The sequence below is a fragment of the Mesorhizobium shangrilense genome (assembly GCF_040537815.1).
Taxonomy (GTDB): Bacteria; Pseudomonadota; Alphaproteobacteria; order Rhizobiales; family Rhizobiaceae; genus Mesorhizobium; species Mesorhizobium shangrilense.
In genome coordinates, this window is sequence record NZ_JBEWSZ010000001.1 from 3638589 (window position 1) to 3664383 (window position 25795).

The window sequence follows — 25795 nt, forward strand, 5'->3', positions numbered from 1 at the left end:
TTACTGGAACACCTTGTCCGGCGCATCGAGGCTGTCGGAACCTTCGAAAGCGATGGCATTGAGCTTCAGCGCGCTGACAGCACGTTCGATCGACTTGGTATGGTCGACCAGCGCGTCGATGGCCGCCTGGACGGTGGCGTTGCCTTCCGTGTTGCCTTCGCCGATCTGCTGATCATAGGCTTCACCGGCCAGCGCCCGGGCTTTGATCGCCTCCATCTTGGCGACGGTGACGTCCAGCTTCTTCGACAGCTCCTTGTCGACGGCCGGATCGACTGCCTTGACCATGTCGGACACCGAAGGGCCTGAGACGACAGTGCCGTCGAGGCGCGTATAGCTGGCATGATATGCGGCCCGGATGCCGATCGCGTCATAAAGATGGGAGTTGTAGGTGTTGTCGGAGAAGCAGTCGTGCTCCTCCTCCGGATCATGCAGCATCAGACCCAGTTTCATGCGTTGGCCAGCAACCTCGCCGTAGGAGAGCGACCCCATCCCGGTGAAGATCGTCGAGATGCCGGTATTCGGCTCGCCATCGACAAGGTTCTTGCGCGCGGCGCCGCCTTCTTTCCAATCGTTGACCATCTCCTGGAGATCAGACACCAGAAGGTCGCTGGCCGACTTCAGATACTGGGCGCGGCGATCGCAATTGCCGCCGGTGCAGTTCTGGAGATCATAATCCGTATAGGGCCGCTCGCCAGCGCCCGGACCAGTGCCATGCAGGTCCTGGCCCCAGAGCAGGAATTCGATGGCGTGATAGCCGGTGGCGACATTGGCTTCGATGCCGCCAGCTTCCTGCAATGTGCCGGACAGGAATTCCGGCGTCAGCTTCGTGGCATCGACCTTCTTGCCATTGATCTCGATCGACTTGTTGGCGATGACATTGGCTGTATAGAGCGAATTCGCATCCGACTCGGTGCCATAGCTCTTGGCGACATAATCGATCAGGCCCTCGTCCAGAGGCCAGGCATTCACCTTGCCTTCCCAGTCGTCGACGATCTTGTTGCCGAAACGGTAGACTTCGGTCTGCTGGTAGGGAACGCGCGCCGCCTTCCAGGCATCACGCGCGGCGTCGAGCGTCTCGGCCGACGGCTTGGCAATCAACGCATCGACCGCCTTGTCCAGCGCCTTCGCCGTGGTCAGCGAATCCTCATACTTGGCGAGCGCGATGTCGGAATAGGTCTTGATGACCGCCTTCGCATCGGTTTCCGCCTTGGCAGGCAGCACGAACACCGCTGCTGTCAGCAGCGCCGTGGCACCGATCGCCGCAAGCCTGCTGCCATATCGTGCTGTCATTATCGCTCTCCGGTTGGGAAATTCTATAAACTGCGCGCGCGGCAATCGGCGCCGGGCCATATGCGCAAAACATGCCGCGCCATCGCGCGGTTCACGGAAGTAAGACACCAAAAATGCCTCCAATCGAACGGGTTCAAGGCCCAGACATCAAAGGGATGCGCTAATGCGCGAGTTTCCATAAAGCTTCGGCGCTGCTGGAAGTCAATAGAAATCGACAGGAAAAGCCAATTGAAACAATAGTTTAGAATTATTCTAAACTATGACGCTCAACTTTACGCCTGGCTGTGGACCGACTTGCCGCCAGACGTGGCAATTGACATCAGCCATTCCGGGTGCGACCGGCAAATGCCGTCCCGCGACGGCGCCGGACAATCCTGATCTGGCGAAAACCTTTTAATGCATGTCGTCCAAAAGTGCGCAGCGGTTTTGGGATAGCGACATGCATAAAACCAGAACGCGACGCGCTTTAGACTTCGGAAACAGGAATTGGGCTTTCGATGAAGAACGGTGTTGTCATTGTCGGTGCGGGTCATGCGGGCGTGCAGGCGGCCGCGAGTTTGCGCGAGGAAGGCTATGACGGGCCGGTGGTCCTGATCGGCGACGAGAAGGACCTGCCCTACCACAAGCCGCCGCTGTCGAAGACCTTCATCAAGGATGCCGAGGCAAAGCCGCAGCCACTGCGCGGCGAGGCCTTCTACACGGGCAGCATCATCGATTTCCGGCCGGGTGTGCGGATCGAGCGGATTGATGCCGGCAACCGAAGCCTGGAGATCGCGGGCGGCGGTTCATTGGCCTTCGACCACCTGATCCTTGCGACAGGGTCTCGTCCGCGCACACTCGCCTTGCCCGGCTCGGAGCTTTCGGGCGTGCTGTCGCTGCGCTCGCTCAATGACGCTCGGCTGATCCGTGACCTCAGCGCGCAGAGCGACGAAGTCGTCATTCTCGGCGGCGGCTTCATCGGGTTGGAAATCGCCGCCACGCTGCGGGCAGCCGGCCGCACGGTGACAGTGGTCGAGGCGGTGGACCGCCTGCTCGGCCGCGCGGTGGCGCCGGTGGTGGCCAGCCATGTCCGCCAACGGCTGGAAGCAACCGGCGTGCGCATCCTTACCGGCACCTCGATCGCACGGCTGGAAGGCGAAAACGGCCATGTCGTGGCCGCGATCACCTCAGCCGGCGAAAGGTTGCCGGCGCGCATGGTCATCGTCGGCATCGGCGCCGTGCCGAATGTCGAACTGGCTGAAGCCGCCGGCCTCGCCGTCGCCAACGGCATCCGTGTCGATCACCAGATGCGCAGTTCGGTGCCGGAGATTCTCGCGATCGGCGACACTGCCTCTTACCGGCACTGGTTCACCAGCACTGACGTGCGGCTGGAATCGGTGCAGAACGCCACGGACCAGGCGCGGCTTGCCGCAAGAACGATTGCCGGCCACGCCGACGCTTTTTCAGCGGTGCCGTGGTTCTGGTCCGACATTGGCGACATGAAGCTGCAGATGGTCGGCCTGACCGCCGGTGGCGACAGCCATGTCGTGCTGGGCGACCTGCCCGACAACAAGTTCTCGATCTACCATTATGCGGGGAACCGGCTGCTCGGCATCGAATCGGTCAACCGTCCGGGCGATCACATGCTTGGCCGCAAGATGCTCGGCGCCGGCTTCTCGCCGACGCCGGAAACGGTGGCGACAGGACCGGATGGACTGAAGGCGGCGCTTGCCGCCTTCCAGCCAAAGACGCCAGCCTAGGCTTCGGAACAAAGCGTCTCGGTCGGCTCGAAAACCCGACCCTATGGATATCGGTGAGCGGTTCCTTGCCAGAACCGCTCGAGCCGACATCCATGATCAGGCGGCGCAGACTTCGCGGATCGAGCTTTCCAGAATGTCGAGCGCCTCGTTCATGACGTTGTCCTGGATGGTGATCGGCGCGAGGAAGCGGATGACGTTGCCATAGACGCCGCAGGTCAGCAGGATCAGCCCCTTGTCGAGCGCCTTCAACCGGATCGCATTGGCGATCTCGGCCGACGGCAGGCCCTTCTTGACGTCGTTGAACTCGACCGCGTTCATGAAGCCGAGGCCCCTGATGTCGACGATCTCGGGCACGTCGTCACGGATCGACTGCAGCCGCTGCTTCAGCCTTGCACCCAGCGTGTTGGCCCGATCGCAGAGCTTCTCGTCTTCGATCACATCGAGCACCGCATGCGCGGCGGCGACGCCGATCGGGCTGCCGCCATAGGTGCCGCCGAGCCCGCCGGGGGCGGGAGCATCCATGATCTCGGCGCGACCGGTGACCGCGGCCAAGGGGAAGCCGCCAGCCAGGCTCTTGGCCATGGTGGTGATGTCGGCCGCCACGTCATGGTGATCCATCGCAAACATCTTGCCCGTACGAGCAAAGCCGGTCTGCACTTCGTCGGCGATCAGAAGCATGCCGTGCTGGTCGCAGAGCTTGCGCAGCGCGGTCAGGAGTTCACGCGGCGCGTCGTAGAAGCCGCCCTCACCCTGCACAGGCTCGATGATGATCGCTGCGACGCGGGCCGGATCGACATCCGCCTTGAACAGCTTGTCCAGCGCTGCCAGCGAATCGGCGACCGAGACACCATGCAGCGGCACGGGGAACGGCACGTGGTAGACGTCGCCCGGCATGGCGCCGAAGCCGACTTTGTAAGGCACGACCTTGCCGGTCAGCGCCATGCCCATGAAGGTGCGGCCATGGAAGCCGCCGCCAAAGGCGATGACGGCCTGGCGGCCGGTGGCGTTGCGGGCGATCTTGATGGCGTTCTCGACCGCCTCGGCGCCGGTCGTGACGAAGATGGTCTTCTTCTCGAACTTGCCGGGCAGCATGGCGTTCAGCCGTTCGGCCAGCCGCACATAGCTTTCATAGGGCACAACCTGGTGGCAGGTGTGGGTGAAGCGGTCGAGCTGCGCCTTGACCGCCTCGATCACCTTGGGGTGGCGATGGCCGGTGTTGACCACGGCAATGCCGGACGAGAAGTCGATGTAGCGACGGCCCTCAACATCCCATATTTCGGAGTTTTCGGCCTTTTCGGCGTAGATCTGCGTGGTCATTCCGACGCCGCGCGAAATCGACTGGTTCTTGCGTTCGGAAATGGCTGAATTCTTCATTTTATCCCTCGTCAGGCTGTCGCCCGTTCTCGTTTGATGGCTGCCGGGAAGTCTTCTGACCTTATTTCATATTTTCCTCAAGTCGGCACCACCGGGAGGCGATTGGGCCTGTCGTCCGGCAATGGTCCCGCGAGGTCCTAGCCAGTCGGCCGATACGCGTACGAGAGAGGTTCCCTTTTTTGTGGGGATCGATTATCTTCGTGCAGCCTGCAACGCGTTACCGTCAGGACAGTCGCGCCCGGCGAGGGAAGCCATGAGCTGGAACGCGACATCGTCCGCCCCGCAGCCATCGCACAAAGCCCCCAGACATTTGCCGTTGCAGACAGCGTCCACCATTCTGGCCTGCTCCCTGATGACATTTCTCCTTGCCGGTTGCCAGAAGCAGGAGGCGGCTGCGCACAAACTGCCGATCATGGTGCGCGCCGAAGAAGTGAAGGTCTCCGATTATGCGCCGACCACATCGTTGACCGGCGTGATCGCGGCGCGGACGCTGAACAACCTGTCCTTCCGGGTCGGCGGCCGTATCGCCGAACGGTTCGTGGAGATCGGTCAGCATATCGACAAGGACACCTTGCTGGCGCGCATCGATCCGCAGGAACAGGAATCGGACCTGCGCTCGGCGCAGGCCGATCTCGATGCGGCCCAGGCGCAACTGACGCAGGCCGCCGCCGCGTTCGCGCGGCAAAAGACGCTGCTTGCCAAGGGTTTCACCACGCGACGCGACTACGACGCGGCGGACCAGGCGCAAAGTGTGGCGCAAGGCAGCGTGCAACAGGCGCAAAGCGCGCTGGACAATGCAAAGGACAACCTGTCCTTCACCGAATTGCGGTCGACCAGGCCTGGCATCGTCACCGCGCGCATGGTGGAAGCCGGCCAGGTGGTACAGGCGGCGCAAACCGTCTTCACCGTTGCCGAGGACGGCGACCGCGACGCGGTCTTCAACGTCCCTGAAACACTAGTCGCCGGCAGTTCGACAGCGCCGCCGCCGGTGTCCGTCACGCTGGTGTCCGATCCGGCCGTCAAGGCGACAGGCATGGTGCGCGAGATTTCACCGGTCGTCGATCCTGCTTCCGCATCGGTTCGCGTGAAGGTCGCCATCCCCAATACACCCGCCGCCATGCCGCTTGGCGCCGCCGTCACCGGCTCCGTCGGCGCCAGGCCGGTCAAGGCCATGATCCTGCCGTGGCAAGCGCTGACCTCCAGCGCCGGGACACCGGCGGTCTGGCTCGTCGACCCGGCGTCCAAGGCCGTCACCGTGGTACCTGTCGACATCCTGGCCTATGATTCCGGCGTCATCGTCGTCAACAAGGGGCTCGAAGCCGGACAACACGTCGTCACCGCCGGCGGCCAGTTGCTCAGTCCCGGCGCAGTCGTCGAGATCGCCGGGGAGACCGAGCAATGAGCCGGCAGTCACGCGCACTCGGACTGTCGGTGCTGGTCTTCCTCGCCGCCTGTTCGGCCGAGCCGGAAAAGACGCCGGAGATCATCAGGCCGGTGCTTTCGGTGGTCGTCCAACCCCGGACCAGCCAGACGCTCGGCTTTGCCGGCGCCATCGAGCCGGAATTCAGCGCCAACCTCGCATTCCGCCTTCTCGGCCGCATCGTCACACGCGACGTCAATGTCGGCGATCTCGTCACCAGGGGCACGACGATCGCCACGCTCGACCCGACGGCGCTGGAGCTTGCCGTGCAGGGAGCCAAGGCCGGCCTGTCGAACGCCCAGGCCGAATTCACCAACGCCGCGGGCAGCGAGGAGCGCCAGCGCGCGCTGCTTGCCGACAAGAACACTTCGCAGGCCACCTACGACGCTGCTCTGCAGGCGCGGCAAGCGGCGCAAGCCGATGTCGAGCGCGCCAAGGCGGCACTGGCAAGATCGGAAGAGCAGCTTGGCTACGCCCGGCTGTTTTCGGATTTCGACGGTGTCGTCACGGCGGTGAGCGCCGAGGTCGGGCAGACCGTGGCCGCCGGCCAGACAGTGTTGACCGTCGCTCGCTCCGACGTGCGCGAGGCGGTGGTCGATATCCCTGACCGGCTGACGGGCGACCTTTCGGCAGGCACTGGGTTCGAAATCATCCTGCAGTCGGCGCCCTCGATCCGCACACAGGCCAAACTACGCGAGATTGCCCCGCAGGCCGACAGCTCGACCAGGACCCGGCGCGTGCGGCTGACACTGCTCGACGCGCCAACGGCATTCCGACTTGGCTCTACTGTGACGGCAACCCGTGTGACGGCGATCGATCCGATCATCGAGCTGCCGCTGTCGGCTCTGCTCGAGAAAGACGGCGGCCAGCAGGTGTGGATCGTCGACCCGCAATCCCTTGCCGTGCATCTGCGCGACATCAAGGTCGGCGACCGCAACGCGAATTCCTTCACCGTCGCCTCGGGGCTCGATGCGGGGATGCGCTTGGTCACCGCCGGCATCCACAGCCTCACCGATGGCGAGACGGTCAAGATCCTTGAAGGAGCCGCCAAGTGAAGGGCTTCAACCTCTCCGACTGGGCGCTCAGCCACCGTTCGCTGGTCTGGTATTTCATGCTGGTCTTCGTCGTGGCCGGCGTCTCGGCCTACCTCAATCTCGGCCGCGAGGAAGACCCTGACTTCACCATCAAGACGATGCTGATCCAGGCCAACTGGCCGGGCGCCTCGGTGGACGACACGCTGAGCCAGGTGACCGACCGCATCGAGAAGAAGCTGGAGGAACTGGACAGCCTCGACTACTCCAAGTCCGTCACCACGGCCGGCCAGACAATCATCTTCGTCAACCTGAAGCCATCCACCAAGGCGCGTGACTTGGTCCCGACATGGGTCCGTGTCCGCAACATGATCAACGACATCCGCCCGCAGTTTCCGGAGGGCGTGCAGGGTCCGTTCTTCAACGACAATTTCGGCGACGTGTTCGGCAATATCTACGCTTTCACCGCCGACGGGCTGACCCTGCGCCAGCTGCGCGACTATGTCGAGGACGCCCGCACCAGGATCCTGGCCGTGCCGAACGCCGGCAAGGTCGACCTGATCGGCGCGCAGGACGAGGCTATATATCTCGAATTCTCGACCCGCCAGATCGCGGCGCTGGGCCTGAACCAGCAGGCGATCGTGGCGAGCCTGCAAGCCCAGAACGCGATCGCGCCGTCCGGCGTCATCCAGACCGGACCGGAGCGCATCAGTGTGCGCGTCAGCGGCCAGTTCACCTCAGAAGAGAGCCTGCGCGCCATCAATCTGCGCGTCAACGACCGGTTCTTCCGGCTGAGCGACGTGGCGACGATCACCCGCGGCTATGCCGATCCGCCGACAGCGCTGTTCCGCTTCAACGGCGAGGATGCCATCGGGCTCGCCATCGGCATGAAGCCCAACGCCAACGTGCTCGAATTCGGCAAGGCGCTGCAGGCCGAAATAAACAGGATCGTCGCCGACCTGCCGGTCGGTGTAGGGGTCCATCTGGTCGCCGACCAGCCGGTGATCGTCGAGGAAGCCGTTTCGGGCTTCACCCGCGCATTGTTCGAGGCGGTGGCTATCGTGCTGGCCGTCTCCTTCATCAGCCTGGGCTTGCGTGCCGGCTTCGTCGTGGCGCTGTCGATCCCGCTGGTGCTGGCCATCACCTTCCTGTTCATGGACTATCTCGGCATCTCGCTGCAGCGCATTTCGCTGGGTGCGCTGATCATTGCGCTCGGCCTTCTCGTCGATGACGCCATGATCGCGGTGGAGATGATGGTGGCGCGGCTGGAGGCCGGCGACACGCTGCGCAAGGCAGCGACCTATGTCTACACGTCGACGGCGTTCCCGATGCTGACGGGAACGCTGGTGACCGTCACCGGCTTTATTCCCATCGGCCTCAACAGCAGCTCCGCCGGCGAATACACCTACACGCTGTTCGTCGTCATTGCCGTGTCCCTGCTGGTCTCTTGGATCGTGGCGGTGCTTTTTGCGCCGTTGCTCGGCGTCACCATCCTGCCGGCGACGATGAAGCACAAGCACCAGGACAAACCCGGACGCTTCAGCTCGATGTTCCGTACCGTCCTCATCGGATCGGTGCGGCATCATTGGCTCACCGTCATCGCGACGATCCTGCTGTTTGGCGCGTCGATCGTCGGCATGGGCCATGTCCAGCAGCAGTTCTTCCCGTCGTCGGATCGGCCTGAGCTCATCGTCGACTGGAACCTGCCGCAGAACAGTTCGATCACCGAGACGCGCGACCAGATGGAGCGCTTCGAAAAGACAGCTCTCGCCGGCAATCCCGACATCGACCACTGGAGTTCCTATATCGGCCAAGGCGCGGTGCGCTTCGTGCTGGCCTATGACGTGCAGCCGGCCAATCCCTATTTCGGCCAGACCGTCATCGTCACCAAGAACATCGAGGCCCGCAACCGGGTGCAGGCTGCCATCGAGAAGCTGCTGCGCGAGGATTTCGTCGGCACCGATGCCTTCGTCAAGACGCTTGAACTCGGACCACCCGTGGGCCGGCCGGTGCAATATCGCGTCAGTGGCCCCGACGTTCAAACGGTAAGGACGCTGTCCCAGCAACTGGCCGGCGTTATCTCGGCCAATCCGAAGCTGGGCGCGCCGACCTTCGACTGGAACGAGCCGGCGCGGATGCTGAAGGTGGACGTGCTGCAGGACAAGGCGCGCCAGCTTGGCATCACATCGTCGGATATCGCCAGCGCGATGAACCTCGTCGTCGGCGGCGTCACCATCACCCAGGTGCGCGACGCCACCTATTTGATCAACGTCATCGCCCGGTCGAGTGCCGCCGAGCGCGGCTCGATCGAGACGCTGCAGAACATGCAATTGCCGACCGGCAACGGCGAATCGATCCCGCTCGCCTCCGTTGCGAACTTCCACTACGAAATGGAACAGCCGACCGTGTGGCGGCGCGACCGCGTGCCGACCGTCACCGTGCTCGCCGGAATGGTCGGCGACGCGCTGCCGGCCACGGTGGACAAGGAACTGAAACCCTCGGTCGACGCCTTCATCGCCAAGCTGCCGGTCGGCTACGCCGTCGCCACCGCCGGAACGGTTGAGGAAAGCGCCAAAAGCCAAGGGCCGATCGCGGCCGTGGTGCCGTTGATGCTGTTCCTGATGGCGACGATCCTGATGATCCAGTTGCAAAGCTTCCAGCGCCTGTTCCTGGTCGTGGCCGTGGCGCCGCTCGGGCTGATCGGCGTGGTCGCCGCACTGTTGCCCAGCGGTGCGCCGCTCGGCTTCGTCGCCATCCTCGGCGTGCTGGCGCTGATCGGCATCCTGATCCGCAACTCGGTCATCCTGATCGTGCAGATCGAGCACCTCGTCGCCGAGGGCAAGGACCGCTGGACGGCCGTGATCGAGGCCACCGAACACCGCATGCGGCCGATCGCGCTGACGGCCGCCGCCGCCAGCCTGGCGCTGATCCCGATCGCGCGCGAAGTGTTCTGGGCGCCTATGGCCTTCGCCATGATGGGCGGCATCATTGCCGGCACGGCGATCACGCTCTTGTTCCTGCCGGCGCTTTATGTGGCTTGGTTCCGGATCAAGGAGCCGAAGGAGAGGCAGGATAGCGAAGGCGCGCAAGGGGAATCTGTGCCCGAAGGTGGGGCAGCCTGAGCTGCGAAACACGATCGCCGAGTTCCCGAACTACGCCCGCACAAACCCGTCGCTGGCCCTTAAGAGGTTGCGCGTGTAATCCTTGGTCACGCGACGCTCGACAAGATCGTCCGCCGTCAGATTCTCGACCGCCTCGCCATTCTGCATCACCATCAGCCGTTCGCACATATGGGTGATGATGGCGAGGTCGTGGCTGACCATCAGGAAGGTCAGCTTGCGCCGGCGACGGATTTCCTCGAGCAGGTTGAGCACCTCCGCCTGCACGGACGCGTCGAGCGCCGAGGTCGGCTCGTCGAGCAGCAGGATCGACGGTTCCAGGATCAGGGCGCGCGCGATCGCCACGCGCTGGCGCTGGCCGCCCGACAATTGGTGCGAATAGCGGAAGCGGAAGCCATTGCCCAAGCCAACCTCGTCCAGCGCCCGCTGGATGCGCTTTTCGCCGTCGGCAAAACCATGGATGGCGAGCGGTTCCTGCAGCAGGCGGTCGACCGTCTGGCGCGGATGGAGCGAACCGTACGGGTCCTGGAAGACCATCTGCACTTCGCGGTAAAAGGCCTTGTCGCGCCGTGCGCCAAGGCGTTTGCCGCTGACGGTGATGCTGCCCGAGGCGACCGGCGCGAGACCGGCAATGGCCCGCAGCAGCGTCGACTTGCCGGATCCGGACTCGCCGACGAGTCCAAAGGATTCTCCCGACTGCACCTCGAGGCTGACGCCTTTCAGCGCGCGAAACCGGTCGAAGAGCACTTCCAGCCCGTCCACGACAAGAGCCGCGCTCATGCCGCCCACTCCGGCTTGCGGTCGAGCACCGGCAGCGGGTGACGGTCGTCGTCGATCCTGGGCATGCAGTTGAGCAGACCGCGCGTATAGGGATGCTGCGCGCGGCCAAGCTCCGACGCCTTGAGCTGCTCGACCACCTTGCCGGCATACATGACGATGACCCGGTCGCAGAAGGACGAGACCAGACGCAGATCATGCGAGATGAAGATCAGCCCCATGCCGCGCTCGCTGACCAGCTTGTCGAGGATGCCGAGCACGTCGAGCTGCACGGTGACGTCGAGCGCCGAGGTCGGCTCGTCGGCGATCATCATCTCCGGTCCGGCGATCAACATCATGGCGATCATGGCGCGCTGACCCATGCCGCCGGAGACCTCGTGCGGGTGCAGGTCGAAGACACGGCCGGGGTCGCGGATCTGCACGGCTTCCAGCATGGCCAGCGCCCTGTCGCGCGCCTCGGCCTTGCCGACCTTCTCATGCGTACGCAGCGTCTCGACGATCTGGCGGCCAATGCTCATCACCGGATCGAGTGAATATTTCGGATCCTGCAGGATCATGGCGATGCGTTTTCCACGCAGCGCCCGCCGTTCGCGCGGCGATGCCGCCAACAGGTCGATGCCGTCGAAGGCGAGCTTGTTGGCCGATATCCTGGCCTGCGGCGGCGTCAGGCCCATGATGGCGCGGCCGGTCTGCGACTTGCCGGAACCGGATTCGCCGACGATGCCGAGCCGCTCGCGGCCGAGCGAGAAGGAGACGCCACGCACCGCCTCGATCAGGCCGGTGCGGGTGGGAAATGTGACGCGCAGATCGTCGACGTCGAGAAGCGTGCTCATTGGTCGCCGCTCATTGGTCACCACTCCGGGGATCGAGCGCGTCGCGAAGACCGTCGCCGAGCAGGTTGAAGCCGAGGCTGACGATGAGGATGGCGAAACCGGGCGCGCCGGCCACCCACCACTGGTCGAGCACGAAGCGGCGGCCCGATGCGATCATCGTGCCCCATTCGGGCAGCGGCGGTTGGGCGCCGAGGCCAAGGAAGCCCAAGCCGGCCGCAGTCAGGATGATGCCGGCCATGTCGAGCGTCACCCTGACGATGAGCGAGGAAATGCAGAGCGGCATGATGTGGCGCAGCACGATGCGGAAGGGCGAGGCGCCCATCAATTGCACAGCCTTGATGTAATCGGAATTGCGCACCGTCAGCGTCTCGGCGCGCGCGATACGGGCGTAAGGCGGCCATGAGGTGATGGCGATGGCGAGCACCGCGTTCTCGATGCCCGGGCCGAGGGCCGCGACGAAGGCCAGCGCGAGGATCAGCTTGGGGAAGGCGAGGAAGATGTCGGTGATGCGCATCAGGACGGCATCGGTCCAGCCGCCGGCATAGCCGGCAACGGTGCCGACCAGCAAGCCGATCGGCGCCGCTATGATGGCGACCAGGATGACCACGTAGAGTGTCCATCGTGAGCCGTAGAGAATGCGCGAAAGGATATCGCGGCCAAGGTCGTCAGTGCCGAACCAGTGTTCGGCACTGGGCGCCAGCAACCGCGAATTCTTGAGATCGCCGAATGTCGGCGAATAGGGCGCCAGCACGCCGGCAAGGGCGGCGATGACCAGCAAGGCAATGATGATGAGCAGGCCGAGAAATGCCAGCCTGTTGGCGGAAAAGCGCCGCCACGCGACATAGGCGCGGCCGAGCCGTGCCTGCATACGCGACGCCGGCCGCTCGCTGAGCAGCCACTCGCGACGGCTCTGGATGGCCTGTGTACTCATCCTGTCTTCGTCCTCGGATCGAGCACGCGGTAGAGCAGATCGGACAGGAGATTGATGCCGATGAACACCGAACCGATGACGATGGTGCCGCCGAGCACCGCGTTCATGTCGGCATTCTGCAACGAGTTGGTGATGTAGAGGCCGATGCCCGGCCAGGAGAACACGGTCTCGGTCAGCACCGAGCCTTCAAGCAGCCCGGCATAGGACAGCGCAATCACGGTTACCATCGGCACCGCGGCGTTGCGCAGCGCGTGGCCCCAGATGATGCGGGTTTCGGACAGGCCCTTGGCGCGCGCGGCGACGATGTATTCCTGCGCCAGTTCGTTGAGCATGAACGAGCGCGTCATGCGGCTGATATAGGCGAGCGAGAAATAGCCGAGCAGCGAGGCCGGCAGGATGATGTGCCGGAAGGCGTCGTAGAAGACGTCCCACTGCCCCTGCATCGCGGAGTCGAGAAGATAGAAGCCGGTGATCGGCGTGAAGGTGTATTCGTAAACGACGTCGAGCCTTGCCGGGAAGGCCACCCATTGCAGCTTGGCATAGAACAGGACGAGCCCGAGCAGGCCGAGCCAGAAGATCGGAACGGAATAGCCGATCAGGCCAATGATGCGCACGATCTGGTCGATGAGGCTGCCGCGCTTCACCGCCGCCAACACGCCAAGCGGCACGCCGAACAGCGCACCGATCAGCGTTCCAAGCGTCGCCAATTCCGTCGTTGCCGGCAGGGCGCGGCGAATGTCGGTCATGACCGGGTTGGTGGTCAGCACCGATGTACCGAAATCCCCATTCAGGGCATTTTTCACATAGATGTAGAACTGCTCGACCAGCGGCAGGTCGAGGCCCATTTCGCGACGTGTGCGCTCGACGACACTGACAGGGGCGCGATCGCCGAGCACCGCCAGCACCGGATCGATCGGAATGACCCGGCCGATGAAGAATGTCACCGCGAGAAGACCAAGATAGGTCGTTACCGCGATGACCAGGAAGCGGCCGGTCGCCGACGCAATGGCGACGGCGCGGGCGCTGCGGCGCCCGCCTTCGTTTTCAATCGCGCTCATGTGGCGCGTCCGCTGGCGTTACTCTTTCGAGACCGGGCCGACAAAATTGCTGTCGAAGCTCGGGCCAAGCGCGAAGCCCTTGAGGTTCTTGCGCAACCCGGCGACTTCCAGTTGCTGATGGATGATGACAAAGGGGCTGGTGTCGAGGACCTTCTGCTGCAGATCCTTGTACATGTCCGCGCGCTTGCCCGAATCCTTCTCCAGCAGAGCCGCTTCCGTTTCCTTGGTCAGGTCCGGAATGTCCCAAGCATTGCGCCAGGCGAGCGTGTGGGACTTGCCGGCATCCGAATTGTCCGGGTTCGAGGCAAAGGTCTGGGCGTTGGAGTTCGGGTCGAAATAGTCCTGGCCCCAATTGCCGATATAGATGTCGTGGTTGCGGGCGCGGTACTTGGTCAGCGTCTGCTTGCCGTCGCCTGGAATGATCTCCAGCTTGATGCCGGCCTGGCCCAGCGTCTGCTGGATCGATTCCGCCATGCCGGTGGTCGGCTGGCCGGTGCGCACATCCATGGTTACGCTGAAGCCGTCCGGCAGACCGGCCTTGGCCAGCAGTTCCTTGGCCTTGGCGACGTCGAGCTTGAAGGGATTGTCGTCCATGGCGCCGAGGTCGCCCTTGGGCAGGAAGGACTGGTGGATTTCGCCGATGCCCTTGAGGATGGTTGTGCTCAAGGCGTCATAGTCGACCAGATACTTGAAAGCCTGGCGAACCTCGGGCTTGGCGAGATTAGGGTTCTTTTGGTTGAGGCTGATATAGTAGACCGTGCCTTTCGGCGCGCTGGTGGTCGTCAGCTTGTCGTTCTTGGCGATGGCGTCGAGATCATTCGGCTCAAGGTTGCGGGCGACGTCGATGTCGCCGGCTTCGAGCGCCAGGCGCTGTGCCGAGCTTTCCTTCATGTTGCGGTAGATGACGCGGGCAAGCTTGGCTTTGTCGCCGTGATAATTGTCGTTGCGTTCCATGACGACAGCTTCGTTGGCGCGCCATTCACGCAGCTTGTAGGCGCCGGAACCGGCATAGCCGGTCTTCAGCCAGGCGTTGCCGAAGTCGTTGTCATATTTGTAGTCGGCGGTCGGCGCTGCCTTGACGACGTGCTCCTTGACCAGCTTGCTGTCGACGACCGAGGCGACCGTGGCCGACAGGCAGTTCAAGACGAAGCTCGGCGCATAGGCCTTGTCGACGGTGAACTGGAAGGTGGCGTCGTCGACGGCCTTGGCCTTGGCGGCAACGTTGTCGCCGCTGATGCCGAACTGTTCGATGATGAAGGCCGGGCTCTTGTCCAGCTTGACGACCCGCTCGAACGAATAGGCGACATCGGCCGCCGTGATCGGATTGCCCGAGGCGAACTTCAGGCCGGGCTTGAGCTTGAATGTATAGGTCAGCCCGTCGTCGGAGACGCTCCAGCTGTCGGCGAGATCGGCCTTGACCTTGGATGTGTCGCTGAGGTCGAGCCGGACAAGCAGGTCATAGGTGTTGCCGGTGACCTCGGCGGTCGACAGCTCGAAGGCCTCGCCCGGATCCATGGAGATGATGTCGTCGATGGCAAAGCCCTCGACCAGCGTGTCGGCGGGCGTGACGGCGAAGGCAGGTGCAACGCCGATGAGCAGCGCGGACATCGCCGCGCCCGCAAGCAAGGTACGAGAGCGTAGTGCAAACTTTTCCATCATCATGGTGATTGTTCCCTTTTTGTTGGTTATTGACCTGAGTTCCCGGCTCAGGGCTGCACAATTCTTTTCGGGGCCTGACGACGGCCCTCTGACCTTCAACGTCGCGTTTTTTGTCCAGCTGGTCAACACCATAGCCGGCAGCTTTCAAGCCGGCAACGAGCATTTGCAAGACAGCGCATTGGAGCCGAAGGGGCGGCAGTGAGTCGATGCATAAGCAAGCTAATCGGCGCGGCCAATCGGGAAAAATCTGCTAATATCGGAGCTACTTAAGCACCGCGACCAGATCAGCGTCCGGAAAGCAGGTGGCGGGACGGCCGTTCTTGGCCTGCCATGTGCCGATCGAGCGGCGTGTCTTGAAGCCGGGCAAACCATCGGCGCTGCCGACATCATAGCCCTTGGCTTCCAGCGCCCGCTGCAGTGCGGCGATGTCGGATCGGTAGAGGCCACCGACAGCGCCCCAGCTGCCGGAAAAATTGCTGTCGCCATGCGCGATGCGGTCGGCGGCGTGGGCGATGAACAGGCCATAGAGATCACTGTTGTTGTATTCCTTGATCACATAGAAATTGGGCGTGACGACGAAGGCCGGGCCGCTGCGCCCGGCCGGCATCAGCAGAAAGCCCTCGGCCTTCAATTCGCTTGCCGGGAACGGCTTGCCGTCGACGCGCTTGATGCCCATCGCCGCCCATTGCGCGATTTTCTTGCCTTGGTCCGGCCCCTCGAGCGAACAGGAAACCGCCGTGGGCACCGTCACTTCGAAGCCCCAGCCACGGCCCTTCACCCAACCATAGTGATCGAGATAGTTGGCGATGGAGGCCAGCGTGTCCGGCACGGAGTTCCAGATGTCGGCCCGGCCGCCGCCATTATAGGCTACCGCGTGCTTCAGGAACGAGGTCGGCATGAACTGCGGCTGGCCGAGCGCGCCCGCCCAGGACGATTTCATCGCGCCGACGGGAGCCAGCCCACGCTCGACGATCTCCAGCGCGGCCAGCAGTTCGGTGCGATAAAACTCCTTTTTGGTCGACATGAACGCCTTGGTGCCCAGCACCTCGAACGCGTCGTAAGGCATCTTGGCCGCGCCGAAACCGGTCTCGCGGCCCCAGATCGCCAGCAGGATTTCACCCGGCACACCAAACCGTTTCTCGATCGCCGCCAGCGTGCTGCCGTTGGTGGCAGCGCGCGCCCGGCCGCCAGCGACGACGGCACCGATGGTCTTTTCGGCGAAGTAGGCGCCGGGCGAACCGAACTCGGCCTGATGCTGCTTTTGTGGCGTTGTCGCTTTCTCGCCCGGCAAGACCAGGTCCGGCAGTTTGAGGTTCGGCTTGATGCCGTCGAAGGCGGCATCGAAGGTCTCCCTGGAAATCCCCTTCGCCTTGGCTTCCGGCCAGAGCTCGCTCTGCAGCCAGTTGCGGAACTGGTCATCGACCTTTGCAGCCGAGGCGGGAGCGGAAGCGCCCAACGTGACAAGGATGGCGAGGAAAATCGCGATGGCCAGTTGATAGAGGCCGCGTTCAATCGCTTGGAGAAAGCCGCTCATCCGAGAATCCTCCGCCAGCCCCGTCAAAACGCCGTCCGCGACCGCAATGCCGCGGCCAGCGTTCCCTCGTCGAGATAGTCGAGTTCGCCGCCGACGGGCACGCCATGCGCCAGCCGCGTCACCTTGATGTCGAAGCCGGACAATTGGTCGGTGAGGTAGTGCGCCGTCGTCTGGCCTTCGACCGTGGCGTTGACGGCCAAGATGATCTCTTTCACCTCGCCGCCGGCGACACGGTCGACCAGCGAGCGGATGTTGAGCTGCTCGGGGCCGATACCGTCGAGCGGCGACAGCGTGCCGCCGAGCACATGGTAGCGCACGTTCATGGCCGCCGCGCGTTCGAGCGCCCACAGATCGGAAACATCCTCGACGACGATTAGGATGCCGGCATCGCGGCGCGGGTCGGTGCAGATCATGCAGGGGTCCGACGTATCGACATTGCCGCAGGTCGAGCATATCCGCACCTTGTCGGCCGCCTCGCCCATGGCAGCGGCGAGCGGCGACAACAGCTGCTCCTTCTTCTTGATCAGATGAAGGGCCGCGCGCCTGGCCGAGCGGGGACCAAGCCCCGGCACCTTGGCCAGGAGCTGGATCAGGCGTTCGATTTCGGGACCGGCGATTCGCTTCGACATCGCACCGGTTTAGGATTTTTCCGCGCGCTTTGGAACATGCGGGGCAGGACCGTGCTGACAGTCCCTCCCCGGCACTTTATTCCTGCAGCGGCCGGCTCTGGCTGGCGATCATCGCGCCGATCGCATCGGTGTTCTCGGGCGTCGCTTCAAAGGCCATCGTCGCCTGCTGCTGCGAAGCAGCCGGGAACGGTATCGTCCGTGGCTGCAAATTGCCTCCAAAGCGGGCCGCATCCGGTTCCTGCATGGGCTCCTGCATCGCCACCAGCGTTTCCCTGGCGGGCTTCGGTCGCGGCTGGATGGAAGCGGTCGTGTAGACAGGCTCAGCTGTCGTGGTTTTGCCGGCTGTTGGCTTGACCACGGGAACAGGCGCGGCGGAGGCAACCAGTACCGCAGGTGCGACAGGTTTTGACAGCGAGGGCGCCGCGTAGGCGACCGCAACCTGCGGCTCATCCGGCAGCGGCTGCCAGTTGCGGCCACGCTTCTCGTAGAACGCATTGCCGCCGGCAACCATCGTGTAGTGCATGTTCTTGTAGGGGAAGCGAAGGCCAGCGGTGTGGAAATACATCGTGTTCTTCAGCTTGGTCTGCCGCTCACCCTTCAGCACGGCGTCGGCGGCGGCCTCGACATCGGGCAAAGCCCGCGAATTCATCGGCCTCGTCATGACGCCGGGCGCGAACTGCCCGGGCTCGCCGACCACCTCGCAGATGGTGCTGCCATGCTGACCGGACCGCAGCCGGTTCATGACCACCGTGCCGACGGCGATCATGCCGTCCCGGCTCGAACGGTTGGACTCAAAGAACATGGCGCGCTCCAGGCACTCCTTGTCCTTCGGTGTGTGGCTGTAGGCCCGCGAGCTCAGGAAGCTCGGCGTGATGGCGCTGGTCAGGCTCGCGACGGACATGCCGTGCGACGTGGTCTGACTGCAACCGGCCAAAAACAGCGGGGAGGTGACGACACCGAGCAACAGCGGCGTCTTCCATCGCGTGGCGATCAACAAGTAACCCTCATTTCAATGCCCGCCCCCAGGCTGCGGCAAGAATGAGACACTTTCGGGCAAAAAGATGGCTAAAGCGTTATTAACTGAAAAGAGTGCTCAAATTGGCACAGTTCAATGGCAAAAACCCGACTATCGCGCGGCCTGCGCTATGTTGGCCCGTCCAGGCTCGGCCTCTTCGAACTCTTCCGAAAACAGGCCGCGAATCAGAAACAGCGCCCGCGCATCCCTTGCTTTCGGCGCGATCTGCTCCGGCCAGCCGCTGGCTATGAACTCCGCCTTGGTGAAGTCCGGCGTTGCTTCGCAGGCCACTTCCAGGAAATGGGCGATTTCCAGCACGATGGCACGCTCGTCCCTCGAAAGAGCCGACATGCCGGATTCTATCGACGGGCGATGGACGAAATCCTCGAAGAGATTGAAGTAGCCATTTATGCTTACGAGGTCCACGCCCTCGTCGCACTCCGCCAGGATTTCAAGAATCTCATAGATCCTGTTGCGGATCCGCTGCTCGATCAACCTGTCCGACGGCTCTTCGATCACGGGCTTGGCGCCATGGCTAGAAAGGCAGCTTCATTCCAGGCGGTATCGGCAATCCGGCGGTCAGCGCCTTGGTCTTTTCCTGCATGATCTGCTCGACCTTGACTTTGGCGTCATTATGGGCGGCAAGCAAGAGGTCCTCCAGAATCTCGACCTCGTCCTCCTTGAACAGGGACGGGTCGATCTTCAGCGACTTCATCTCGAATTTTCCGGTGAGCGTCACCACCACCAGACCGCCGCCGGCCTGACCGGTGGCCTCCAGCGTGGCGATCTCGTCCTGCATGGCCTGGAACTTGGCCTGCATTTCCTTTGCCTTGCCCATCAGGCCGAGAAGATCTTTCATCGCGCGTTCCTTTGCGATTGATGCTGTTTAAATTTCGTCGTCGTCCGCCGCCGGCTCGACCGGCAGATCCGCTTCGTCACTATCCACTTCCGGTGCGTCGGGAATACGCACGTCGATGATCTTGGCGCCGGGGAAGCGGGCGAGGATGGCGGCGACCGTCGGGTCGCTCTTGGCATCGAGAAAGGCCGTCTCGCGCTTTGCCGATTCCATCTGGGCCAGGGTCTGGCCGCCCTCCTCCTTCGACAGCGACACCAGCCAGTTGCGGCCGGTCCAGGCCCGCAACTTGGTGGTCAGGTCGTTGAGCAGCATCTTTGGCGCATCGTCGGTCAGATTGACGTCGATGCGGCCTGGCTCGATGCGAACGAGGCGCATGCAACGCTTGACCAGGACCTTGAAGGCAATGTCGCGCTGCGCGTCGGCAAGGGCCACGATGTCGGCCAGCGACTTTACCGACACCTGCGGCGTCTCCGGCACAGGCTCGCGCGGTGCGACGAAGGCGGCAGGAGCAGGCACGGCCTCGACCAGCCGCATGGCCTGTGCGCCGCCCGACCCCGTGGGCATGCGCGTCTGCGCCACCGCGCTGGCGCCGCCACCATTGCCTGGGCTTGCCGGCGCGCCGTTCGAACGCGGCGTCCCTCCCGGCGCGGAATACCCGCCCTCCAGGGATTTCAGCGCTTCGTCCAAGGTCGGCAGGTCAGCGGCATGCGCAAGTCGGATCAGCACCATTTCAGCGGCACTCACCGGCCGGTTGGAGGACTGCACCTCCGGAATGCCTTTCAACAGCATCTGCCATGTCCGGGACAGCACCCTGACCGACAAAGCCCTGGCGAAATCGGCGCCGCGCTGGCGCTCGTCCTCGGAGAGCGAGGCGTCGTCGATCGCGGCCGGCACGAAGCGCAGGCGGGTAACAAGATGATTGAACTCGGCAAGATCGGTCAGCACGGCGGCCGGATCGGCGCCGGTGTCATATTGCGCGCGGAATTCCCCAAGCGCGGCCGCCACGTCACCCTTCATCACATGCTCGAACAGGTCGACGATGCGGGCGCGGTCGGCGAGCCCCAGCATGGCCCGAACCGCTTCGGCACTGACGGTGCCGCCGCCATGGGCGATCGCCTGGTCGAGGATGGAGAGCGAATCGCGCGCCGAGCCCTCTGCCGCACGGGCGACCATGGCCAGCGCGTCGTCGTCGACCGAAATGCCTTCCTTGGCCGAAATCGAGGCGAGATGCGCGACCAGCGCGCTGGCGTCGATGCGCCTGAGATCAAAGCGCTGACAGCGCGACAGCACGGTGATCGGCACCTTGCGGATTTCGGTGGTGGCGAAGATGAACTTGACGTGCGGCGGCGGCTCTTCCAGCGTCTTCAGCAGGCCGTTGAAGGCCTGGGTGGAGAGCATGTGCACTTCGTCGATGATGTAGACCTTGTAGCGCGCCGAGACCGGCGCATAACGCACGCGCTCGATGATGTCGCGGATATCGTCGATGCCGGTGTGCGAGGCGGCGTCCATCTCGATGACATCGACATGGCGGCCTTCCATGATCGCCTGGCAATGCTCGCCCAGCACGGCAAGATCGACGGACGGTTGGTCGGTGGAGGCGGTTTTGTAGTTGAGCGCCCGCGCCAGGATGCGCGCCGTTGTCGTCTTGCCAACACCTCGGACGCCGGTCAGCATCCAGGCCTGGGCGATGCGACCGGTGGCAAAGGCATTGGTGAGCGTGCGGACCATCGGCTCTTGGCCGATCAGTTCGGAGAAGTTCGAGGGACGATATTTGCGCGCCAGAACGCGATAGGCGACGGCCTTTTCGGTCCCAGAATTTCCGGCTTCGCTCATTCGCCCGTAAAGCTCCAAGTGCCGCGACTGGAGGCGGCCGATTCCCGCGCATAGTTTCGCTCGCACGGCTTGGCGCCGTCAATGTCGCGAGCGAAAGGCGAAGAGGTGGGAGGCTGGAACAATGACCCGTTCCGGGCTCGTTAGGGCTGCTTCCTTCCGGACCTGACCCGGTTGGCGAGTGGATCGTCCACCACCAACCTCCCGGCCTCCATATCGGCAATTCGGCGATGAAATGCAAGTGCGGTCGGGAATCGGCGCACCAAAGCGTGAGGGATCAATGATTCACTTGCAGCCCCGTTGCTGCCGCTCTAGCGTTTGTGAGTTTGAGGAAACGACAAAATCGAGGGAAACGCCGATGCTGCCTGGCCTGAAGGCCGGATTCACGCTGGATGCCCGTCTGGAGGCGGACAGCGAGCAGTTGATGTGGCTCGGGCTGTGCGAATTGCGGGTGATGAACGACCGGCGCTGGCCCTGGCTGCTGCTGGTGCCGCAGCGGCCCGGCGCGGAAGAAATCCACGACATGACGCCGCTCGACCAGGCGATGCTGACTTTCGAGACCAATATGGTGGCGCAGGCGCTGAAAAAGGTGACTGGCTGCACGAAGATCAACACCGGGGCGCTCGGCAACATCGTGCGCCAGTTGCATATCCATGTCATCGCACGTTCTGAAGGCGACGCCGGCTGGCCTGGCCCGGTCTGGGGACACGGCATGCGCGAGCCCTATCAGGGCTCCGACCTCAGACGGTTTGCCGAAACGATCAAGGCGGCGTTATAAGCCTGTCCCGTGTCCACCCCGAAAGTCGTCTGAGTCCCCATGAGCTTCCGCCTGTTTGACGCGCCCTTGCGCGAGCCGAGCCAGTTCGTCGGCTTCGCCGGCAACATGATCGATCGGCAGTCCGAGAACCGGTCCGATGATTCCGTCGAAAAGGCGCTTGCCGACCCTTCGGCACGGCTTTTGCTGATGCACGGAGGCCGGCTCTACCTGAAACTCGGCGATGGCGATCTCGATCCCTGGTTCGGCGCCAGTGAAAGCCAAACTCTTCAAGTGTTGCTGGACCAGGGTGTCCTGCTCGGCTTTTCGGAAACCGGACCGGTTCTGGCCGTCCCGGCCGGCGTCGATCCCGAGCAGCTTCCGGAAACGATCAAGGCCATCGATTACCGTTCGGTCTACATGCAGGGGCTGATCGACGAGGCGGCGGCCGGCGCGATGGCGCAAGGGGCCGCACTTCTGGCCTGGCATGCCAGCCATCGCTTCTGCAGCAAATGCGGCACGCAATCGCAGATGCGGGCCGGCGGCTACAAGCGGCACTGCCCGAATTGCGGCACCGAGCATTTTCCCCGCACCGATCCGGTGGCCATCATGCTGACCGCGACCCGGGAAAAGTGCCTGCTCGGCCGAGGCCGGCATTTCGGTCCGGGCATGTATTCGGCGCTAGCCGGTTTTATCGAGCCGGGCGAGACGATCGAAGCGGCCGTGCGCCGCGAGACGCTGGAGGAAGCCGGCATCAGGCTTGGCCGCGTCGTCTACCACGCCAGCCAGCCATGGCCGTTTCCCTATTCACTGATGATCGGTTGCTTCGGTGAGCCACTCAACGACGACATTCAGGCCGACCTCAATGAACTCGAGGATTGCCGCTGGTTTTTTCGCGACGAGGTACGTTCGATGCTGGCCAAGGAACATCCCGGCAATCTGTTCACGCCGCCGAAAGGCGCGATCGCGCATCATCTCATCCGCGCCTGGGTCGACAGCGAATGATGAGAAGCGAATACTGAAAGACATCGCAGGAGCAGGACATGATCCGTCACACCGTCGTCTTCACGCTAAAGCATCCGCCGCATTCGCTGGAGGAAAAGAGGTTCCTGGTCGACGCCAAGAAAATCCTGTCGGCGATCAGGGGCGTCACCCATTTCGAACAGCTGCGGCAGATCAGCCCCAAGAACGACTATCGCTTCGGCTTCTCGATGGAATTCGCCGATCAGGCCGCCTATACGCGATATAACGACCATCCCGACCACGTCGCCTTCGTTCGCGACCGCTGGGTCCCGGAAGTCGAAGCCTTCATGGAGATCGACTATGTCCCGCTGGGTGCGGTGATTTAGTCCGCCACCTTCCACTGTTCGCGCGACGCGCTGGCCGGATAAACGCCTAGGATCCGAACCTCACGCGAGAAGAAGCGAAGCTCGTCCAGTGCCAGCTTGACCAGCGGGTCATCGGGATGGCCCTCGATGTCGGCGTAGAACAGCGTCGCCGTGAAGGCCCCCAGCTGGTAGCTCTCCAGCTTGGTCATGTTGATGCCGTTGGTGGCGAAGCCACCCATCGCCTTGTAGAGCGCCGCCGGCACGTTGCGGACGCGAAAGATGAAGGTCGTCATCATCTTGACGTCGGGCGACGGGCGTTCGGCCCACTGCTTGTTCTTGGTCAGGACGACGAACCGCGTGACGTTGGAGTCGGTGTCCTCGACATTCTCCTCGATGATATCGAGCCCATAGAGCGTCGCGGCCAGCGCCGGCGACAGAGCGGCCATGGTGCGGTCCTTGACCTCGGAGACCATTTTGGCCGCACCCGCCGTGTCGCCGGCGACAATCGCCTTCCAGCCATTCTTGCGGATGTATTTGCGGCACTGGCCAAGCGCGTGGATGTGGCTGTGCACAGTCTTGATCTCTTCGCGTTTGACGCCCGGCAGCACCATCAACTGGAAATGGATCGGCAGGAAATATTCGCCGACGATGTGCAGCTTCGATTCCGGCAGCAGATGGTGAATGTCGGCGACGCGCCCGGCGATGGTGTTCTCGATCGGGATCATGGCGAGATCGGCCTTGCCGGTCTCGACCGCGTTGAAGGCATCCTCGAAGGTCGGGCACGGCAACGGCTCCATCGAGGGATAGACGTTGCGGCTGGCGGTGTCGGAATTGGCGCCCGGCTCGCCCTGGAAGGATATTCTGTTGGTTTTTTCAGGCATGGCCAGATCTCTGATTGAAGGTTCTAACGGATTGTCTCAGGCCGCAAGGATCGTCCTGGCGCGTTCCAGGTCTTCCGGCGTATCCACCCCGAGCGGCACGGAATTGACGATCTCGGCGTCGATGCGCATGCCGGCCTCCAGCGCCCGCAACTGCTCCAGCTTCTCGCGGCGTTCCAGCGGCGACGGCTTCAGCGCCACGAACCGTTCGAGCGCTGAACGGCGATACGCATAGAGACCGATATGGTGATAGAGCGGCCCCTCCCCCCACGGCGCGGTGGCACGAGTAAAATAAAGTGCCCGCAGCCGCGTTGGCGACCGCGGCGAACCGACGAGCTTGACGACATTGGGATTGGTCTTTTCCGCATCGCGGACAATCTCGACGCAGAGCGTGGCGATGTCGACGGCGGCATCCTCGAAAGGCTTCAGCGCGGCGCAGATGTCCCGGGGGTCGATGGTCGGCAGGTCGCCCTGCACATTGACGATGGTCTCGACCTTGCTGTTGGGGTCGAGCGCGGTCAGAGCCTCGAAAATACGGTCCGAGCCCGATTCGTGATCCATGCGCGTCATCACCGCCTCGAAGCCATGCGCGCGCACCGCTTGCGCCACGCTCTGGGTATCGGTTGCGACCACCACCCGGCCAAGATCGGCCTCGGCGGCGCGGCGGGCAACATGGACGATCATCGGGGCGCCGGCGATGTCGGCCAGCGGCTTGCCCGGAAGGCGGGTCGAGGCCATGCGGGCCGGGATGAGGATGAGCGTGGACATGAGGATGGCAGGCGTTTGAAAAGAGGAGGGGAAAAGTGGCAAAAGGTCTCACTGGAAGCGCCCTTATAGGTGTTGCAACGCCCGAGCAAAAGACCTAGTTTCCGCCCGATTTGACCGCCCCGGCAGGGTGGGTCACGATACCGACGGACGGAGTGGACGGATCAGTCCGCCGGAAAAGGGAGCCTGGGGCGTATGGACTCTTTCGAAATCAACAAGCTGATCGGCGGACTGCTCGGAACTTGTTTCGTCATCTTCTCTGTTGGCCTGGCGTCCGACGCGCTGTTTGCCTCCCCCGCACCGGAAAAGCCGGGCTTCGCGATCGAGGTCACCGAGCCTGCCGAGGGTGGCGCTGCTGCCCCAGCGGCTGCGGCCAAGCCAATCGCCGATCTCCTAGCCACCGCCAATGTCGAAGCGGGCGCTGCCGTCTTCAAGAAATGCCAGGCCTGCCATTCCGGCGAAAAGGGCGGCCCCAACAAGGTCGGCCCGGACCTGTGGGACCTCGTCGACCGTCCCGTGGCCGAGCATGAAGGCTTCGCCTATTCGGCTGGCATGAAGGAATTCTCCAAGGGCGGCGCAGAGAAGTGGACCTACGACAACATCAACCACTTCATCACCTCGCCGAAGAAATTCGTGAAGGGCACGGCAATGGGTTTCGCCGGCCTGCCGAAGGATGAGGATCGCGCCAACGTCATCGCCTATCTACGCACGCTGTCGGACAATCCGAAGCCGCTGCCGACACCAGGCACCTCGGCCGATGCAAGCGCACCCGCCAAGCCCGCGGAGGCCGCCGCGCCGGCCAAGCCCGCGGCAGGCGCCGCTCCGGCAGCCCCGGCACCAGCCCCTGCTGCGCCGGCGGCTCCAGCGCCAGCCGCCCAATGACCAAATTGTAATGGACATATCCTTGAAAAAGCCGGGTTCAGCCCGGCTTTTTTGTTGGGAAAAATGGATGTGCAGCGACAAAGCCGGGTCGCG

General features: G+C 63.4%; 24 protein-coding genes and 1 other RNA gene. 9 read left to right on the forward strand and 16 right to left on the reverse strand.

Annotation, left to right across the window (positions count from 1 at the left end):
- On the reverse strand, window positions 1–1290 hold the full coding sequence (locus ABVQ20_RS17775; RefSeq protein ID WP_354460810.1) for an imelysin family protein: 1290 nt from the start codon (window positions 1288–1290) through the stop codon (window positions 1–3).
- Window positions 1291–1787: 497 nt separating this feature from the next.
- Here ABVQ20_RS17775 and ABVQ20_RS17780 point away from each other — a divergent pair, with 497 nt between their 5' ends.
- Window positions 1788–3029, forward strand: coding sequence for an NAD(P)/FAD-dependent oxidoreductase (locus tag ABVQ20_RS17780; protein WP_354460811.1), 1242 nt, complete (start codon window positions 1788–1790; stop codon window positions 3027–3029).
- A gap of 96 nt (window positions 3030–3125) precedes the next feature.
- Here the strand turns inward: ABVQ20_RS17780 and ABVQ20_RS17785 are convergent, their stop codons facing one another.
- A complete protein-coding gene (locus ABVQ20_RS17785; RefSeq protein ID WP_354460812.1) occupies window positions 3126–4403 on the reverse strand; it encodes a 4-aminobutyrate--2-oxoglutarate transaminase in 1278 nt (425 codons plus the stop codon).
- Window positions 4404–4755: 352 nt separating this feature from the next.
- Between ABVQ20_RS17785 and ABVQ20_RS17790 the strand changes: the two genes are divergently transcribed.
- The 3 genes from ABVQ20_RS17790 to ABVQ20_RS17800 are packed head-to-tail and all read left to right on the forward strand — an operon-like array spanning window position 4756 to window position 9976.
- Window positions 4756–5805: an efflux RND transporter periplasmic adaptor subunit gene (locus tag ABVQ20_RS17790; RefSeq protein ID WP_354460813.1), complete on the forward strand. Its 1050-nt coding sequence runs from the start codon at window positions 4756–4758 to the stop codon at window positions 5803–5805.
- Window positions 5802–6878: an efflux RND transporter periplasmic adaptor subunit gene (locus ABVQ20_RS17795; RefSeq protein ID WP_354460814.1), complete on the forward strand. Its 1077-nt coding sequence runs from the start codon at window positions 5802–5804 to the stop codon at window positions 6876–6878. The genes ABVQ20_RS17790 and ABVQ20_RS17795 overlap by 4 nt, the downstream gene beginning before the upstream one ends.
- Window positions 6875–9976, forward strand: a complete 3102-nt coding sequence (locus ABVQ20_RS17800; protein ID WP_354460815.1) for an efflux RND transporter permease subunit — start codon at window positions 6875–6877, stop codon at window positions 9974–9976. The genes ABVQ20_RS17795 and ABVQ20_RS17800 overlap by 4 nt, the downstream gene beginning before the upstream one ends.
- 30 nt (window positions 9977–10006) lie before the next feature.
- Here ABVQ20_RS17800 and ABVQ20_RS17805 read toward each other — a convergent pair whose 3' ends face one another.
- Genes ABVQ20_RS17805 through ABVQ20_RS17825 form a run of 5 tightly spaced genes read right to left on the reverse strand, consistent with a single transcriptional unit; the run spans window position 10007 to window position 15234 of the window.
- A complete protein-coding gene (locus tag ABVQ20_RS17805; RefSeq protein ID WP_354460816.1) occupies window positions 10007–10753 on the reverse strand; it encodes an ABC transporter ATP-binding protein in 747 nt (248 codons plus the stop codon).
- The gene (locus ABVQ20_RS17810; RefSeq protein WP_354460817.1) at window positions 10750–11583 is read right to left on the reverse strand and encodes an ABC transporter ATP-binding protein; all 834 of its coding nucleotides are present in this window, start codon (window positions 11581–11583) and stop codon (window positions 10750–10752) included. Before ABVQ20_RS17810 ends, ABVQ20_RS17805 begins: the two co-directional genes overlap by 4 nt.
- 10 nt (window positions 11584–11593) lie before the next feature.
- Window positions 11594–12514, reverse strand: a complete 921-nt coding sequence (gene nikC, locus ABVQ20_RS17815) for a nickel transporter permease (protein WP_354460818.1) — start codon at window positions 12512–12514, stop codon at window positions 11594–11596.
- Window positions 12511–13572, reverse strand: a complete 1062-nt coding sequence (locus ABVQ20_RS17820) for an ABC transporter permease (RefSeq protein ID WP_354460819.1) — start codon at window positions 13570–13572, stop codon at window positions 12511–12513. Before ABVQ20_RS17820 ends, nikC begins: the two co-directional genes overlap by 4 nt.
- Before the next feature lie 18 nt (window positions 13573–13590).
- Entirely contained in the window at window positions 13591–15234 is a 1644-nt protein-coding gene (locus ABVQ20_RS17825) for an ABC transporter substrate-binding protein (protein ID WP_354460820.1), read from the reverse strand.
- On the opposite strand from ABVQ20_RS17825, the gene ABVQ20_RS17830 reads away from it, so the two are divergent.
- Window positions 15164–15433 (forward strand): hypothetical protein, encoded by a 270-nt coding sequence (locus ABVQ20_RS17830; RefSeq protein WP_354462270.1) that lies wholly within the window; start codon window positions 15164–15166, stop codon window positions 15431–15433. The genes ABVQ20_RS17825 and ABVQ20_RS17830 overlap by 71 nt on opposite strands.
- A gap of 60 nt (window positions 15434–15493) precedes the next feature.
- Here ABVQ20_RS17830 and ABVQ20_RS17835 read toward each other — a convergent pair whose 3' ends face one another.
- From ABVQ20_RS17835 to ffs, 7 genes are all read right to left on the reverse strand, one after another.
- Window positions 15494–16765 carry a lytic murein transglycosylase gene (locus tag ABVQ20_RS17835; RefSeq protein WP_354460821.1) on the reverse strand — a complete coding sequence of 424 codons (1272 nt, stop codon included), beginning with the start codon at window positions 16763–16765 and terminating at the stop codon, window positions 15494–15496.
- Between the two features lie 23 nt (window positions 16766–16788).
- Entirely contained in the window at window positions 16789–17394 is a 606-nt protein-coding gene (recR, locus tag ABVQ20_RS17840) for a recombination mediator RecR (RefSeq protein ID WP_354460822.1), read from the reverse strand.
- Window positions 17395–17470: 76 nt separating this feature from the next.
- Window positions 17471–18388 carry a cell wall hydrolase gene (locus ABVQ20_RS17845; RefSeq protein ID WP_354462204.1) on the reverse strand — a complete coding sequence of 306 codons (918 nt, stop codon included), beginning with the start codon at window positions 18386–18388 and terminating at the stop codon, window positions 17471–17473.
- Window positions 18389–18520: 132 nt separating this feature from the next.
- Window positions 18521–18928 (reverse strand): hypothetical protein, encoded by a 408-nt coding sequence (locus ABVQ20_RS17850; protein ID WP_354460823.1) that lies wholly within the window; start codon window positions 18926–18928, stop codon window positions 18521–18523.
- A 16-nt stretch (window positions 18929–18944) separates the two neighbouring features.
- Window positions 18945–19268, reverse strand: a complete 324-nt coding sequence (locus tag ABVQ20_RS17855) for a YbaB/EbfC family nucleoid-associated protein (protein ID WP_227349139.1) — start codon at window positions 19266–19268, stop codon at window positions 18945–18947.
- Between the two features lie 27 nt (window positions 19269–19295).
- Window positions 19296–21098, reverse strand: coding sequence for a DNA polymerase III subunit gamma/tau (locus ABVQ20_RS17860; RefSeq protein ID WP_354460824.1), 1803 nt, complete (start codon window positions 21096–21098; stop codon window positions 19296–19298).
- A 105-nt stretch (window positions 21099–21203) separates the two neighbouring features.
- An RNA gene (gene ffs / locus ABVQ20_RS17865) (signal recognition particle sRNA small type) lies at window positions 21204–21300 on the reverse strand.
- Between the two features lie 153 nt (window positions 21301–21453).
- Here ffs and ABVQ20_RS17870 point away from each other — a divergent pair.
- From ABVQ20_RS17870 to ABVQ20_RS17880, 3 genes are read left to right on the forward strand one after another with little or no spacing between them, the layout of a single operon-like run.
- Complete coding sequence (locus ABVQ20_RS17870) at window positions 21454–21873, forward strand: HIT domain-containing protein (protein WP_354460825.1); 420 nt, start codon at window positions 21454–21456, stop codon at window positions 21871–21873.
- Between the two features lie 39 nt (window positions 21874–21912).
- Window positions 21913–22854, forward strand: a complete 942-nt coding sequence (gene nudC / locus ABVQ20_RS17875) for an NAD(+) diphosphatase (protein ID WP_354460826.1) — start codon at window positions 21913–21915, stop codon at window positions 22852–22854.
- 38 nt (window positions 22855–22892) lie between these two features.
- Window positions 22893–23198 carry a Dabb family protein gene (locus tag ABVQ20_RS17880; protein WP_354460827.1) on the forward strand — a complete coding sequence of 102 codons (306 nt, stop codon included), beginning with the start codon at window positions 22893–22895 and terminating at the stop codon, window positions 23196–23198.
- Here ABVQ20_RS17880 and ABVQ20_RS17885 read toward each other — a convergent pair.
- Together ABVQ20_RS17885 and ABVQ20_RS17890 are read right to left on the reverse strand one after the other, a co-directional pair.
- Window positions 23195–24058 carry a prephenate dehydratase gene (locus ABVQ20_RS17885; protein ID WP_354460828.1) on the reverse strand — a complete coding sequence of 288 codons (864 nt, stop codon included), beginning with the start codon at window positions 24056–24058 and terminating at the stop codon, window positions 23195–23197. The genes ABVQ20_RS17880 and ABVQ20_RS17885 overlap by 4 nt on opposite strands.
- Window positions 24059–24094: 36 nt before the next feature.
- On the reverse strand, window positions 24095–24823 hold the full coding sequence (locus ABVQ20_RS17890) for a 3-deoxy-manno-octulosonate cytidylyltransferase (RefSeq protein ID WP_354460829.1): 729 nt from the start codon (window positions 24821–24823) through the stop codon (window positions 24095–24097).
- A gap of 192 nt (window positions 24824–25015) precedes the next feature.
- On the opposite strand from ABVQ20_RS17890, the gene ABVQ20_RS17895 reads away from it, so the two are divergent.
- Entirely contained in the window at window positions 25016–25702 is a 687-nt protein-coding gene (locus ABVQ20_RS17895) for a c-type cytochrome (protein WP_354460830.1), read from the forward strand.
- The last annotated feature ends 93 nt before the right edge of the window (window positions 25703–25795 follow it).

Coding starts and splice junctions, on each gene's coding strand:
- ABVQ20_RS17775 (WP_354460810.1), bottom strand. CDS start 1,290: ATGACAGCACGATATGGCAGCAGGCTTGCGGCGATCGGTGCCACGGCG.
- ABVQ20_RS17780 (WP_354460811.1), top strand. CDS start 1,788: ATGAAGAACGGTGTTGTCATTGTCGGTGCGGGTCATGCGGGCGTGCAG.
- ABVQ20_RS17785 (WP_354460812.1), bottom strand. CDS start 4,403: ATGAAGAATTCAGCCATTTCCGAACGCAAGAACCAGTCGATTTCGCGC.
- ABVQ20_RS17790 (WP_354460813.1), top strand. CDS start 4,756: ATGACATTTCTCCTTGCCGGTTGCCAGAAGCAGGAGGCGGCTGCGCAC.
- ABVQ20_RS17795 (WP_354460814.1), top strand. CDS start 5,802: ATGAGCCGGCAGTCACGCGCACTCGGACTGTCGGTGCTGGTCTTCCTC.
- ABVQ20_RS17805 (WP_354460816.1), bottom strand. CDS start 10,753: ATGAGCGCGGCTCTTGTCGTGGACGGGCTGGAAGTGCTCTTCGACCGG.
- ABVQ20_RS17810 (WP_354460817.1), bottom strand. CDS start 11,583: ATGAGCACGCTTCTCGACGTCGACGATCTGCGCGTCACATTTCCCACC.
- nikC (WP_354460818.1), bottom strand. CDS start 12,514: ATGAGTACACAGGCCATCCAGAGCCGTCGCGAGTGGCTGCTCAGCGAG.
- ABVQ20_RS17820 (WP_354460819.1), bottom strand. CDS start 13,572: ATGAGCGCGATTGAAAACGAAGGCGGGCGCCGCAGCGCCCGCGCCGTC.
- ABVQ20_RS17830 (WP_354462270.1), top strand. CDS start 15,164: ATGAGCAGCGCGGACATCGCCGCGCCCGCAAGCAAGGTACGAGAGCGT.
- ABVQ20_RS17825 (WP_354460820.1), bottom strand. CDS start 15,234: ATGATGATGGAAAAGTTTGCACTACGCTCTCGTACCTTGCTTGCGGGC.
- ABVQ20_RS17835 (WP_354460821.1), bottom strand. CDS start 16,765: ATGAGCGGCTTTCTCCAAGCGATTGAACGCGGCCTCTATCAACTGGCC.
- recR (WP_354460822.1), bottom strand. CDS start 17,394: ATGTCGAAGCGAATCGCCGGTCCCGAAATCGAACGCCTGATCCAGCTC.
- ABVQ20_RS17855 (WP_227349139.1), bottom strand. CDS start 19,268: ATGAAAGATCTTCTCGGCCTGATGGGCAAGGCAAAGGAAATGCAGGCC.
- ABVQ20_RS17860 (WP_354460824.1), bottom strand. CDS start 21,098: ATGAGCGAAGCCGGAAATTCTGGGACCGAAAAGGCCGTCGCCTATCGC.
- ABVQ20_RS17870 (WP_354460825.1), top strand. CDS start 21,454: ATGCTGCCTGGCCTGAAGGCCGGATTCACGCTGGATGCCCGTCTGGAG.
- nudC (WP_354460826.1), top strand. CDS start 21,913: ATGAGCTTCCGCCTGTTTGACGCGCCCTTGCGCGAGCCGAGCCAGTTC.
- ABVQ20_RS17880 (WP_354460827.1), top strand. CDS start 22,893: ATGATCCGTCACACCGTCGTCTTCACGCTAAAGCATCCGCCGCATTCG.
- ABVQ20_RS17885 (WP_354460828.1), bottom strand. CDS start 24,058: ATGCCTGAAAAAACCAACAGAATATCCTTCCAGGGCGAGCCGGGCGCC.
- ABVQ20_RS17890 (WP_354460829.1), bottom strand. CDS start 24,823: ATGTCCACGCTCATCCTCATCCCGGCCCGCATGGCCTCGACCCGCCTT.
- ABVQ20_RS17895 (WP_354460830.1), top strand. CDS start 25,016: ATGGACTCTTTCGAAATCAACAAGCTGATCGGCGGACTGCTCGGAACT.